This is a genomic window from Okeania sp. (genome assembly GCF_983059655.1).
The window spans coordinates 1-13423 of the sequence record NZ_CEZPJD010000135.1; the positions used below are offsets into that span (position 1 = coordinate 1).

At 38.1% G+C, this 13423-nt stretch carries 10 protein-coding genes; 6 read left to right on the plus strand and 4 right to left on the minus strand.

Going from position 1 to position 13423, the window contains the following annotated elements; translation table 11 throughout:
* Window positions 1-520: 520 nt before the first annotated feature.
* The gene (locus AC3DU7_RS10225; RefSeq protein WP_488039246.1) at window positions 521-1201 is read left to right on the plus strand and encodes an SH3 domain-containing protein; all 681 of its coding nucleotides are present in this window, start codon (window positions 521-523) and stop codon (window positions 1199-1201) included.
* Window positions 1202-1337: 136 nt separating this feature from the next.
* Here the strand turns inward: AC3DU7_RS10225 and AC3DU7_RS10230 are convergent, their stop codons facing one another.
* From AC3DU7_RS10230 to AC3DU7_RS10245, 4 genes are all read right to left on the minus strand, one after another.
* Entirely contained in the window at window positions 1338-1415 is a 78-nt protein-coding gene (locus AC3DU7_RS10230; protein ID WP_488039253.1) for an element excision factor XisH family protein, read from the minus strand.
* Between the two features lie 221 nt (window positions 1416-1636).
* Window positions 1637-2920, minus strand: coding sequence for an AAA family ATPase (locus AC3DU7_RS10235; RefSeq protein WP_488039247.1), 1284 nt, complete (start codon window positions 2918-2920; stop codon window positions 1637-1639).
* A gap of 198 nt (window positions 2921-3118) precedes the next feature.
* Window positions 3119-4513, minus strand: coding sequence for an MFS transporter (locus AC3DU7_RS10240; protein WP_488039248.1), 1395 nt, complete (start codon window positions 4511-4513; stop codon window positions 3119-3121).
* Between the two features lie 895 nt (window positions 4514-5408).
* Window positions 5409-7253, minus strand: coding sequence for an NAD(P)H-quinone oxidoreductase subunit F (locus AC3DU7_RS10245; protein WP_488039249.1), 1845 nt, complete (start codon window positions 7251-7253; stop codon window positions 5409-5411).
* Window positions 7254-7655: 402 nt separating this feature from the next.
* Between AC3DU7_RS10245 and AC3DU7_RS10250 the strand changes: the two genes are divergently transcribed.
* The 5 genes from AC3DU7_RS10250 to ccmN form a co-directional block, all read left to right on the plus strand.
* Window positions 7656-7967: a carbon dioxide-concentrating mechanism protein CcmK gene (locus AC3DU7_RS10250; RefSeq protein WP_124146612.1), complete on the plus strand. Its 312-nt coding sequence runs from the start codon at window positions 7656-7658 to the stop codon at window positions 7965-7967.
* 435 nt (window positions 7968-8402) lie between these two features.
* Window positions 8403-8744 (plus strand): carbon dioxide-concentrating mechanism protein CcmK, encoded by a 342-nt coding sequence (locus AC3DU7_RS10255; protein ID WP_124146613.1) that lies wholly within the window; start codon window positions 8403-8405, stop codon window positions 8742-8744.
* Between the two features lie 706 nt (window positions 8745-9450).
* Window positions 9451-9753 carry a beta-carboxysome shell vertex protein CcmL gene (gene ccmL, locus AC3DU7_RS10260; protein ID WP_488039250.1) on the plus strand — a complete coding sequence of 101 codons (303 nt, stop codon included), beginning with the start codon at window positions 9451-9453 and terminating at the stop codon, window positions 9751-9753.
* A gap of 283 nt (window positions 9754-10036) precedes the next feature.
* Window positions 10037-12409 carry a beta-carboxysome scaffolding protein CcmM gene (gene ccmM, locus AC3DU7_RS10265; RefSeq protein ID WP_488039251.1) on the plus strand — a complete coding sequence of 791 codons (2373 nt, stop codon included), beginning with the start codon at window positions 10037-10039 and terminating at the stop codon, window positions 12407-12409.
* Window positions 12410-12659: 250 nt separating this feature from the next.
* A partial coding sequence (gene ccmN / locus AC3DU7_RS10270; protein WP_488039252.1) for a beta-carboxysome scaffolding protein CcmN occupies window positions 12660-13423 on the plus strand: 764 nt, incomplete at its 3' end.

Below are 13423 nucleotides of genomic sequence, written 5' to 3' on the forward strand. Positions count from 1 at the left end.
TCCAGTAGGGTGTGTTAGCGACAGCGTAACGCACCATTGAATATATGTCTGTGTCTGAAATAATGGTCGATTTTACAGATACATCAAGCCCGGCAATTCCCGGCAAAAGTCGGGAAAACCGTTCATAGCAACGTGATGGCAAAACCATCAACGCAGGCGGTATCGCGCTAACGCGCCGCTTCGCTAACGCAATGCTTCAAGGAAAATCCCCAAAGCGCTATTTTTTTGACTTATTTATGGCCAACTCACATGAGTATTTATTTTGCGCTTTCTTTTTCTTGACTAGGCAACCATTAGGGATGACTCAAAGTCGGGATCGAAATAACGCGATACTCAATTGTCAGTTATTTTCCAACTTCTATCATAACACTATTTTCCGGAAATTGCCAGGGATTATAAAATCTAGTAATGCACCTCACGCACCGGGTGCTGTGGGATGTTGCGTTAGTAACGCAGCTGGATTTAATATTTATTTGACAAACTACATCAACTTTTTTTGACTTTTAAATTTTGACAAAATATGCGTCAACCAGTGACATTGCTAACATTAATACTAACGATCGCCCTCGGTGTTCCCAAAAGAGCGATCGCTACAACTATTAAAATGGCTCAAACATCTCAAGAAACTGCTAATTTATGTCGTCAAGTTAATGATGAACAAGGTTTAATTGTTCAAAAAAGACCAACCCCAAACTCTCCCACAGTAGGCACTGTAGATGCAAATCAACAGGTGAAATTAATAGAAGGTTATCGCAATATTAGAGGTCCAGCGGGTCGTACTTGGGTAGAAATTACTGCTCCTATTTCCGGGTTTGTTTCTAGGGGTTTTCCAGGCAATGAAAACAATTTAATAGAATGTTCTGAAGTATTTACAGAAACTCCAACGGAACCTTCTGGTCAAAATAATTCTGTTGATAATTTACCTACAGAAACACCCTCTCCTAATGAGTCAACATCACAAGTAGATCGAAATTTATGTCGTCAAATTGATAGTAAAAAAGCACCACGGGGTTTAGCAGTACGGACAAATGCTACTAGACGCTCCGAATATAAAGGAAAAGTACCTGTTGATAGTCAGCTTACCCTTGTGGAAAATTATCGTTTAATTCCTGACCGAAATGGTGAAAAACGTAGGTGGGTAGAAATTACTTCTCCTTTGTCAGGGTTTGTTTCTGCTGGTAATTTAGTGGAGTGTGATTAAGGGGGAAGCGGGGGAGTAGGGGAGTAGGGTAGTGGGGGAGTAGGGGAGTAGGGGAGATTAAATATTGAAGTATTTATAGAATTAATAGACAGATATTATATAATAGGATTCTATGTACAATTAACCGGATTTGATATCAATCGTTAGTAATCGTCCATCCATCCTTAATCAAGGCATTTTTTACTATATCGTGATAGAAGTCTTTAGCTGGCATTCATCTTTACTCCTGAATCTTTAAACCAACTTTTTCAACTATTATAATACAGTAGGTTGGGTTAAGCGATAGCGCAACCCAACAGATACAATATGATGAAGTCACATATTTGTGGGATTAAATTTAGGCTTGGAGAAATAAAGAGGTACTGATAACTGATAACTGAAATGTTACTCCCAAATAAACACAGACAATTGAAGTATCAATAATTAGCACTTTTTTCAGACTTTATAATCTGCTTTAATACTTTTCTCAATCAAACCCTTACTGGCAATTTTTCCTAAAGTTCCTGATGCCATTAACTTCGGTAAATCTTCAATATCCTCTAAAGGAATTAACTGACTTTCTCCAGTTTTTTTATCTCGATAAGTCACCATCACAAAAGGAATAAATTTTGGAGTTAGTTCGTCTAATAAAGCAGAATTATGAGTTGTAACCAAAACATCAATTTTGCGCTGCTCGCCAATTTCTCTTAACATTTGTAATAATAATCCAGCACGAGAAGGATGCAAACCATTATCTACTTCTTCTATAACAATTAAACTTTTTTTTGGCTGAGTTAACATAGCTGTTAAAATTGCCAAAAATCGTAAAGTTCCATCAGACATTCCACGAGCATCAACTATCATTGGTTCTTGATTATAATGCCATATTTCTTCACAGTAAAGCATGGCATCGCTTTCTAATCTTCCTACAGTTTCAGCCCAAACTTTTCGCATATCTCCTTCTGGTAATTTTGCCAGATATTTTAATAAATATTCTTCTACTTCAGCCTTCTGTTGTTCTGGTAATGCTGCTAAAACTCCAGCAATATTAGAACCATCTCTTTCTAACTTTTTTGATAGAGGTGAATAATTCCGCATTTGGGAAGGTATAGGATTGAAAATAAAAATATTTTTGAGAAGGTTTGGTATTGTATTGTGAGCATATATCATGTGCTCAACAGAATCAAATTTATAGAAAGGAATGAATTGGCCTCCAAGTTTGCCTAACCAAGAATGAGGATTTGGATAAACAAATTCTAGAAATTCTTTCCCATTTTTTAAACTCGTTTTAAAAGCTGAATTTTCTATGACAAAATGAGCAATAAAGTCAGGTTCCTCAGATGAAGAAAAATTATCACTTCTAGTTGAAATAATTGATTCATCTATTAGCTGTACAATAGGAGTAATTTCTATAGTAATTTTATAAAAATAATCCTCAGTTTCATTTTCGCCATCTACTAATACTTGAAAACTAAATTTTGTTTCTGGTTTTCTAACTGCCCATTCAACTCCACCTCTAATACCTGGAGTAAAGCGTTGGCGGAGCCTAGCGGCAGCTATATCACCTGTTAATACCGCTTCTACTGAAGTACCTTGCATAATACTATTCAAAAAATCCAAAGCATCAACAACATTAGATTTTCCACTAGCATTAGTACCAATTAAAACTGTTAAAGGGTCAATATATAACTCAGCATGACGGAAACTTTTCCAATTTTCCAAAGTTATTTTTTTTAACATAAAACCTAACACCTTCTTATTATACCAATTACCAAAAGTGATGCTATACTTAGGTACACTTCAATTATTAAGTAATTAGCATCAACAAAATCATTTCTTTGATAATTGGCATTCTATTTAGCATTAATTATTCTTATTTTTACTACTCCCCTACTCCCCCACTCCCTCACTCCCCTACTCCCCTACTCCCCCACTCCTCTACTTCCCTCTTTCTCTCAACTTCAACAATATTTCATCATGTACTTCCCGTGTAATAGGATATAAATAAGCCAACAATAATCCCACAATTAAAAACACAGTAGGCAACGGACCAATTGCCACCCGAATTGCCAAAAGAGCAGAGTCTGGTTGAATAGGTGGAGTCTCCCCAGGAACACTTTCAATAAATCCAGCAATATCCAAAGCTACCCCTACTAAAAACAATCCAATAGCTAATCCTACCTTCTGCAAAAAAACCATAAAAGAATAAAAAATCCCCTCCCTTCTTTGCCCTGTATTTAACTCATCCAAATCAATAACATCAGGAATCATAGACCAAGGAACTAAATAAGCAGTTGATACCCCAAAACCAGCCATTATTGCCAAACAATACAATAAACCAATCTGTCCAGGTTGAATAAAAAATAACCCACCCTGAGCAATTATCCACAAACAAACACCCATAAAATAAACAGCTTTCTTCCCTAGTTTTTTACTAACAAAACTCCAAACAAATAACATAGTTAAAGCAGTACCTTGAACAGCGATCGCCACTTGAGGAAAAGTCGCTTCTGGTAGCCCCATCCAGTTAATTACAAAGTAAGGCAAAATCGACGCCGTTAATTGTACTGCCAACCAAGAACACAGATAAATTCCAATCACAAATAAAAACGGAATATTACTAAAAGCAACTCGAATTTGTTCAATAATTGGTAAATTAGTATTATTATCTTCCTCCTGTTTTTTATTAGCAGAAAGTGTCCGTTTGCGAGTTCCAAAAAAACACCAATAAATAGGTAAAACAGAAATTACGGCACAGACTATACCCAAAACTATATACTGTTGAATAGGATTATCTGGGAAAACAGAAAAAATTAATTGAGCAAGAACTAAAGAAAGAATACTACCGCCAATAGAAAAAGCAAATCGGAAACTATTTAAACTTGTTCGTTCATGGTAATTTTGTGTTAACTCTGGAGTTAAAGCAGCGTAGGGAAGATTAACAACTGTATAAGCAAGATTAAATAAAATAGCAATTATCACATAGTACCAAAATAAAAAAGATTGATTAGTACTAGGAACTATCCACTGCAAAAAAAATAAAATCCCAAAAGGAATAGCACCAAAAACCATCCAAGGATAGCGTCTACCCCAAGGATGAACAGTGCGATCGCTCATCACCCCAATTATCGGGTCATTAATAGCATCAGAAATCTTCCCAATCATCAAAATACTACCCGCAATACCAGCAGGTAAACCAGCAACATTAGTAAAAAAATACAGCAAGAAAAATACCTGGATATTAACGCAAATTGCCGGACCTAGATCGCCAGCACCATAAGCTAATTTTGTCCAGAAGTTAAGTTTTTCAGTTTGAGAGGAAAAGTTATTCATAACACATCTCCAGAAAATAGGAAGCAGGTGGAAATAATTAGTGTTTGATGAAAAAAGCAAAAAAGCAGAGTGTGGGAAGACAGGGAGGACAAGAAAAACAGGGTAAAGTAGGAGGAATAATTGTTAGAGTGATTCTTTTGCCCCTCTCACCCCGCGCATTCTCACTTTTTGAGGGTAAGTGAATTAAAACAAGTGTACTTTTTTCGACTTTCAAAAGGCATTTACCTTTATTTACCAGTGCTTTTAGATTAGAACGGTAAACCCTAATTTAATGATTTATTTACCGAATAATTAACTTATTAATAATTAAATAATTCGGGTTTAAAGCCTCCCCTTTTAAGGGGAAAAAAGCGGTCTCCGGATGACGATCTTCGGAGCGGCTCTGATAAGAGCGGTCCCCTCGCCATATCCAATCAACCAAGAGAAGAAATAGTATTTCCTTATATTCAATTCCGTAGCGGTTTTAACCCGAGGTAATTATCAATTATCCATTATCCATTAATGAAGATAATTAATTTTATTTTTTATTATTGGAGATGTCTATAGTAGGGGTGGGTTCCGCGTTAAGTTAATGGTGTCACCCACGGCTGGGTAAACCCGCTCCCGCCCCAGGGTCAATTTATTGTCACGCTTAGAAAAATGTAGTAGGGGAGTAGGAGACCCACCCCTAAACCCTCCCAGGAGGGGAAGAGGGGAGCATTTGTCAATTCATTGCCAAGGGAGAAAAATTGTATCCTTTGAAATTTTGTACATCTTGCTAGAGTTAGTTAACCAAAAATATAGAGTTGTAAATATTCTAGGCGCGATAATGAATTAGCCCTGCGCCCCCGCCCCTCTGCATAAAATTAGATGTATCTGCCTTCTGCCCTCTGCCTTCTGCCTTACTTCCTTACCTTCAAAAACTAAAATTGATCGACCACAGCGCCAAAACCCCAAAAACACTAACCCCTATCAGAATAGTAAGCACATAAGATTGAACTTTACCAGACACCCCATACTTCAAACCTTCCCCACTAAAAATCGTTGCCAAGCCAACTAAATTAACAACTCCATCAACAATATAACGGTCAACCCAAGCATTTAACCTTGAAATTTGAGTAACTAAAAATACCACAGTTACATTGTAGAAACCATGGATATAGAAATCATAAGCAAGCAAATCTTGAACAAAACGCAAAGGAGCATATACTGGTCGAGACCAACTTCTACCTAACTCCATCATGCTACCAAAAATAACACCAATCAAACCAGACGCAACTAACAAGATGACAACAGCTAAGTTTAGATAACCCCAGTCAGGTAATAGTGATAACCGTTGCATCATTATCGGCGTAAGTAGAGTAATGATAATTAATGATACCATTGGCACAGCCATCGGCCAGGGAACTTCTGGTGCGCGTTTCGTTTTCTGCTGATATTCACCCAAAAATACCAGACGGAAAACACGGGTTAAATTTAAAGCAGTCAAGAAATTAACAAATAACAAAACAGGTACTACCCAAGGATCGATAATCCAAAACACATCCAAACCTTGCCGTAATGCCCAGAAACCCCCTAAAGGTAGTAACCCGATTAAACCCGCAGCGCCTACCAAAAAAGAACTTGTAGTAACTGGCATTCGAGACCACAACCCTCCCATCTCTGTAAGGTCTTGGCTATTAGTAGTTAATATTACACCCCCAGCACTCATAAATAATAGTGCTTTAGCAATGCAATGAGCCAACAGTAATAGCAAACCAAAACCAGTCCATTCTGTACCAACAGAAATAAACACTAAACCCAGGTAAGCGCTAGTAGAATGACACAAAGTACGCTTCAAGTCAATTTGAGCCAGAGCAACTAGAGAAGCTCCGATCGCCGTTACAGTTCCGATCGCCACTAATACATTTAAAGCTATAGGAGCAATAATTAAAATCGGCTGCATTTGAATCATTACATAAGCTCCGATAGCAACCACCACAGTATTCCGCAAAATCGAAGCAGGATTTGGCCCCTCCATTGCCTCATCCAACCATAGATGTAGAGGAAATTGAGCGCATTTACCTATTGGCCCCGCAATCAAAGCCAACCCTAACAAATTACCTGTAATGGGAGAAAGCTCTACTCTTTCAGCCCATTCATATAGGTCAGTAAAATTCATGCTTCCAGCCAAAGCTGATATGGCAACTACTCCCATAAGTAGTAAAACATCTCCCACCCGCTTGGTTAAAAATGCATCTCTAGCTGCTGTGACGACCAGAGGTTGAGCATACCAGAAACCTACTAACAGATAGGTAGAAAGAGTCAGCATTTCTAGCAAAGCATAGGAAATGAACAAAGAGTCACTAATTGTTAAGCCACTCATTGCTGCCTCAAAAAATCCCATTAGTCCAAAAAATCTGGCTAGCGCCCAATCTTTTTCTAAATACCCCAAAGCATAAAGTTGGGCTAATAGACTGAAACCCGTTACAACATCCATTGCTCCAACGGTTACAGATGAGATATTAAAGGCAAAAGATAAGTTGAGGTCTGAGATTTGTAGCCAGTTGAATATGATTTCTCGTCGTTCTTGGCTCCAGACAGCCTGATAAACAATAGAACCATGAATAAAGGCCACTAACGTCATAAAGATATTAAAATAAGCTGCTGGCCGTGGTCCTGTGCGTTGGATTATCCCTATTGACCAGGGTAAAGTCAAAATTGATCCAACTAAGCTATAAAAAGGTATCCACCAACAGTTTTGAGTCAGAAATTCTATCATTTATTATTTGTTTACCTTCACTGTTAAAATAAATATATATGATTAATATAGGTTCGGCTTATTATAAGTATATGTACTGATTTTTTCCTACTCCTAAAGAGCATGGTTCCAAAAGTAATAAAAAAAAATTTAGGATTAGTATCTGGAGACTGAGGATCGTTGAATTCATAATTAAGTCACTAAGTCCAAAGATTTCAATTTTAGGGAATTTATTTTTATAAATATCTACAATTATGAATTATGATGATAGTTGCTATTGTCAACGATGCCATGTTTCTCTATGCTAAAGCTATAGCATTTTGATAGATTTAATCATAAAAATGGGGATTCCCTTGAAAACTATCTAGAGACGACACTGGCCTCAATGCTTAAGTTAACTATTGGTCAATAGGAGGAAAAAAAATGCCAATTGCGGTAGGAATGATTGAAACTAGAGGGTTTCCAGCGGTAGTAGAAGCTGCGGATGCGATGGTTAAAGCAGCTAGAGTTACTCTCGTCGGTTACGAGAAAATTGGTAGCGCTCGTGTAACAGTAATTGTCCGAGGAGATGTATCAGAAGTACAAGCTTCTGTAGCTGCAGGTATAGAATCAGCCAAACGAGTTAACGGTGGTGAGGTAGTATCCACTCATATCATTGCTCGTCCCCACGAAAACTTAGAGTATGTATTACCAATTCGATATACTGAAGAAGTCGATCAGTTCCGAACTTATTAGTTAGCAAGACTAATTTGAGGCAGTGAGAAATACTACAAATATTTTAACTAGATCTAGTTGATGAAAATTTTTATTTGCAGATAACTGCAAACATAATGATTAAAGTCTTAGAGCTAAGTAATTTTGCATATCAAAAATATATATTCTGTAAATTTTAAGAATGCTAAATTTACAAGCTTTAAGCTAGTGCTTTAGGTTCTGTGAGCAAAAATACCAACTTTACCCTAAGATTTTAGGGCAATCATTCTCAAGAGATTGCCCATTCCAGGGAAAGCATTCAAAAATTATCATCATAAAATTCTAGTAAATTTAGGAATTGATCGCTCCCCAACATCGGGCATTATTTGGAAAAGCAATTATTATTCCAAATAGCCATAACTAAGAAAAGTTAATACATATACAAGTAAAGCAAAAGAATATCACGGAGTAAGAATAATGTCAATTGCCGTCGGGATGGTAGAAACCCTAGGCTTTCCAGCAGTCGTAGAAGCGGCAGATGCAATGGTGAAAGCTGCACGAGTCACCCTTGTTGGCTATGAAAAAATTGGTAGTGGTCGGGTAACTGTAATTATTCGTGGAGATGTATCTGAAGTACAAGCTTCTGTAGCAGCAGGAGTTGATAACGTCAAGCGGGTGAATGGAGGCCAAACAATGTCTACCCATATCATCGCTCGTCCCCATGAAAACCTAGAGTATGTTTTACCTATTCGTTATACAGAAGAGGTAGAACAGTTTCGTGACAGCACAAACGCTGTTCGTCCAGTAAACAGACCATAACTTGATTGCGGATAGCAGGTTTTGAGATTGAACTGAAAAAGATAATTTACCTAGCTAGAAAGTGTTTCCTAGAGTAAAACAGCAGTAGTTCATTAATTGATAATGGATAATTGATAATTACCTCTGATTAAAACCGTTACGGAATTGAATATAAGGAAATGTTATTTCTTTTTTTCCCCTTAAAAAGGTCGGCTTTAAACCAGAATTATTTAATTATTAATTATTCGGTAAATTTCCTACTTTTAAAAGCTGTGCTCGGTGGGAGTGAGGATTTTATTATCTATCAAGAGTTAAATGGAGTATACCGTCAACAGATATATTTCCATTCATAAACCTCTAGAGTTTATTTAATCCTCAACTCTGAGTTTGGAACCGTAAAATAGTTTCTGTTTTTAGTCTGACTACTGAAAGCTGCAATTTTTCAGATGCGATAAATATCTCTAAGATGCAGCAATTAATTTATCAAAGTCCTCAGTAATTATCAGTGAATATTTATTGAAAGCTGAAGGATATGTTATTGCAGTCAGGCATGAGCGTGATATTCTACAGACTAGAAAAAATTGGCACTTCTGAGTAGAAATAAGGGAATACTAGCGACCATTAGTGAATAAATTATAGCACATAATCAAACTAAGAGTGAAAAACAACTTTTCAAGTTTCAATCTAAAATCTAATATCTGAAATCATGTCATTAAATTAAGAGATCATGCAAATTGCCAAAGTTTGTGGCACTGTTGTCAGCACCCAAAAAGAGCCTAGCTTACAAGGAACAAAGCTACTTCTGCTGCAATTCATAGACAAAGAAGGCCATGCACTGCCTAAATATGAAGTAGCTGCCGATAATGTCGGAGCTGGAATAGATGAATGGGTTTTGGTTAGTCGTGGCGGAGCAGCTCGTGAAATACCTCGTAGCGAACAACTGCCTATAGATGCCAGAGTAGTCGCAATTATTGACACGATCGCGGTGGACAATCGCATGATCTACAGTAAAAAAGACCAATATCGTTGAACAGTCAATTAATTAACAATAGCTTGAACTGTTGGATGTTGAAATCTTGAACTATAGCGCTGCGCGCAGGCAACAGGCAATAGGCAATAGCGGTCAGACCCCGCATCGCCGCCAGCTAACTTGCGGAATGCTTACCAAGAGAGGCAATAGGGGGAATAAAAAGCTGATAGTATAAGATGGACAGTTCCTACCATTTGTAAATATGCATGCCAGCGCACATCGCCATACAAGAAATTTATTTAATACACTAACATCCAACATTTAGCTGAAGGAGAAAAAAAATATGCCACACCGCAACGAAGCGGCTCCACCAACCCCCTGGTCAAAAAATTTGGCACAGCCAAAGATAGATAGTAGCTCTTATGTTCACTCCTTTTCTAATGTTATTGGAGATGTTCGCATGGGAGCCCATGTATTAGTAGCTCCCGGTACATCCATTCGTGCTGATGAAGGTACTCCCTTCTTTATCGGCGCAGGAAGCAATATCCAAGATGGAGTAGTAATTCACGGCCTAGAACAAGGAAGAGTAGTAGGAGACGACAACCAAAGCTATTCTGTATGGATAGGTAAAGATGTTTCTATCACTCACAAAGCCCTAATTCACGGCCCCTGCTATATCGGAGATGAGTCTTTTATCGGCTTTCGCTCTACAGTATTTAATGCCCGTATTGGTGAAGGCTGTATCGTGATGCTCCATGCTCTCATCCAAGACGTAGAAATTGCTCCCGGTAAGTATGTACCTTCAGGAGCAGTTATTACAAATCAACAGCAAGCAGATCGTTTGCCAGACGTACAACCAGCAGATATGGAATTTAGCCATCATGTGGTGGGAATTAACGAATCTTTACGACAAGGTTATCTCTGTGCAAAAAATGTCTCCTGTATTAAACCTATTAAAAATGACATGAATAGTAATTACAGTAACGGTAACGGTTACAGTTACAAATCTTCAGCGGCAACTGGTTCTTTAACCCCAGAAGTAGTTGCTCAAGTAAGACAGCTAGTATCCCAAGGATACGATATTGGCACAGAACACGCTGATGTTCGTCGCTTCAAAACTGGTTCCTGGAGTACTTGCTCTCCAATTCAAAGCAAAAATTCTTCAGAAGTAGTAGCAGCTCTAGAAGCTTGTGTCGAAGATCATGCTGGAGAATATGTACGTCTGTTTGGTATTGATCCCAAAGCCAAACGCCGAGTTTCTCCAATTATGATTCAACGGCCTGACGGCAAAAAAATTCCTCAAAAATCGACTACTGGTAATTATAGTGTTCCCCCTGCTTTTGGTGGTCAATCTGTTACCACAAATACTACAGGATTAACTCCAGAAATTGCAGAGCAAGTAAACTCTTTGCTATCTCAAGGATACAAAATTAGCACTGAGTATGCCAATGAACGTCGCTTTAAAACTAGCTCTTGGCAAAATGGTCCGACTATTTCAGAAACCAGTGCCTCACAAGTATTACCAGCTATAGAACAGTTTTTGGCAGAACATAGTGGTGAATATGTACGTTTGATTGGCGTTGATCCTGTTGCTAAACGTCGTGTTGTAGAAACATTAGTTCAACAACCAGGCGATCGCCCTATTAAGCAATCTGCTGGAGCCTCTTTCACTGCTAAAACCCCTGCAAATAGCCAAGGTAGTGCGAATACAGGATTAAGTCAGGAAGTTTTAGCTCAAGTAGGTTCACTATTTAATCAAGGATATCGCATCAGCATAGAACATGCTAATGCACGTCGCTTTAAGACTAGCTCTTGGCAGAGCGCTCCCATTTCGGCACAGAATGCTACACAAGCAATAGGGGAATTAGAAGCAGCTTTGGCACAATATAGTGGTGAATATGTACGCTTAATTGGTGTCGATCCTGTTGCCAAACGTCGGGTGTTGGAAGTATTGATTCAGGAGCCAAATGGCAAACGCCAAGGAGTTACTACAGCTTCTAATGGAGTAGGCAATAGTCAACCTCCTATTTATAATACTGCTCAAACCAGTGTATCAAGTCAAGGTAGTGCGAATACAGGATTAAGTCAGGACGTTTTAGCTCAAGTGGGTTCACTATTTAATCAAGGATATCGCATCAGCATAGAACATGCTAATGCACGTCGCTTTAAGACTAGCTCTTGGCAGAGCGCTCCCATTTCGGCACAGACTACTCCACAAGCAATAGAAGAATTAGAAGCAGCTTTGGTACAGTATAGTGGGGAATATGTACGTTTAATTGGTGTCGATCCTGTTGCCAAACGTCGGGTGTTGGAAGTATTAATTCAGGAGCCAAATGGCAAACGCCAAGGAGTTGCTACAGCTCAAGCTACTACTTCCAACGGAGTAGGCAATAGTTATCAACCATCATATAGTAGTGTAACAGCTACTGCTAGTACTCAGAAGCTAACTCAAGAGGTTGTGGAACAAGTCCGCTCTTTGATTGCAAGTGGCTACAAAATAGGTACAGAGTATGCAGATCAACGTCGTTTCAAGACCAGTTCTTGGAAAACGGATACTCAAATTAATGGCAAACGTGATGCTGATGTTTTCCCAGCTATTGAGGAAACTCTAGCTCAACACGAGGGAGAATATGTCCGCTTAATTGGTATCGATACTCAAGCTAAACGCCGTGTTTTAGAAATGATTATTCAGCAACCTAACGGTAAGGCTAAGTAAAGAAAAAACCAGAAAGTCAAAAGTCACAACTTTTTTGAACTTTAGACCAAAAAGTAAGGTCAATATCCTCACCTTTTAAGAGGATGAAAAGCGGTCTAGGAATGGCGAGAAAATCTCGCCATATCCATGAGACCAATAGAAAGTCAATTTCAGTATTTTCTTATCTCCCTATTGGATGAGTTACTGATAACTGATAACTGATAACTGATAACTGAAATGGCTTTCAGTCCGATAGTTGAAAGGAGTATTTATGCAGTTCACACCACTACAACCTATTGAAAATACTGAGCCTTTTGTTAGTGGTGATGTAAAAATTGAGCCGAATGTGGCGATCGCACCTGGTGTCATTCTCCAAGCTGCTGCTGGTTGTCAGATAGTTATTGCTACAGGAGTTTGTATTGGTATGGGGGTTATTCTTCATGCTTACCAGGGCAACATTGAAGTTGAGTCAGGAGTCACTATTGGTGCGGGAGTGTTAGTAGTTGGTAAGAGTAAAATAGGGGCTAATGCTTGTATTGGTTCAGTGGCAACGATTCTAGAAAATGATATTGAAGCAAATCAAGTTGTACCACCGACTTCTATTATAGGAGAGTCTGGACGACAAGTCTTAGAAAATTCTACTACAGTTCCATCTCAAACAGTTTTAACACCACAAATAACAACTACTACTAACGACAATGATGATTTTTCAGTAGCTGAAGAATTAGGCAGTAGTTCTGAATTGGATGAAGAAAATATTGCTCAAATAAGTACTTTTAATCCTCCAGTTAATAATCAAGAATTAGGCAGTAGTTCTGAATTGGATGAAGAAAGTATTGCTCAAACAAGTACTTTTAATCCTCCAGTTAATAATCAAGAATTAGGCAGTAGTTCTGAATTGGATGAAGAAAATATTGCTCAAATAAGTACTTTTAATCCTCCAGTTAATAATCAAGAATTAGGCAGTAGTTCTGAATTGGATGAAGAAAGTATTGCTCAAACAAGTACTTTTAATCCTCCAGTTAATAATCAAGA

Excerpts from the sequence above, each read along its gene's own strand:
- AC3DU7_RS10225 (WP_488039246.1), top strand. The coding sequence starts at position 521 with ATGCGTCAACCAGTGACATTGCTAACATTAATACTAACGATCGCCCTC.
- AC3DU7_RS10230 (WP_488039253.1), bottom strand. The coding sequence starts at position 1,415 with ATGCCAGCTAAAGACTTCTATCACGATATAGTAAAAAATGCCTTGATT.
- AC3DU7_RS10235 (WP_488039247.1), bottom strand. The coding sequence starts at position 2,920 with ATGTTAAAAAAAATAACTTTGGAAAATTGGAAAAGTTTCCGTCATGCT.
- AC3DU7_RS10240 (WP_488039248.1), bottom strand. The coding sequence starts at position 4,513 with ATGAATAACTTTTCCTCTCAAACTGAAAAACTTAACTTCTGGACAAAA.
- AC3DU7_RS10245 (WP_488039249.1), bottom strand. The coding sequence starts at position 7,253 with ATGATAGAATTTCTGACTCAAAACTGTTGGTGGATACCTTTTTATAGC.
- AC3DU7_RS10250 (WP_124146612.1), top strand. The coding sequence starts at position 7,656 with ATGCCAATTGCGGTAGGAATGATTGAAACTAGAGGGTTTCCAGCGGTA.
- AC3DU7_RS10255 (WP_124146613.1), top strand. The coding sequence starts at position 8,403 with ATGTCAATTGCCGTCGGGATGGTAGAAACCCTAGGCTTTCCAGCAGTC.
- ccmL (WP_488039250.1), top strand. The coding sequence starts at position 9,451 with ATGCAAATTGCCAAAGTTTGTGGCACTGTTGTCAGCACCCAAAAAGAG.
- ccmM (WP_488039251.1), top strand. The coding sequence starts at position 10,037 with ATGCCACACCGCAACGAAGCGGCTCCACCAACCCCCTGGTCAAAAAAT.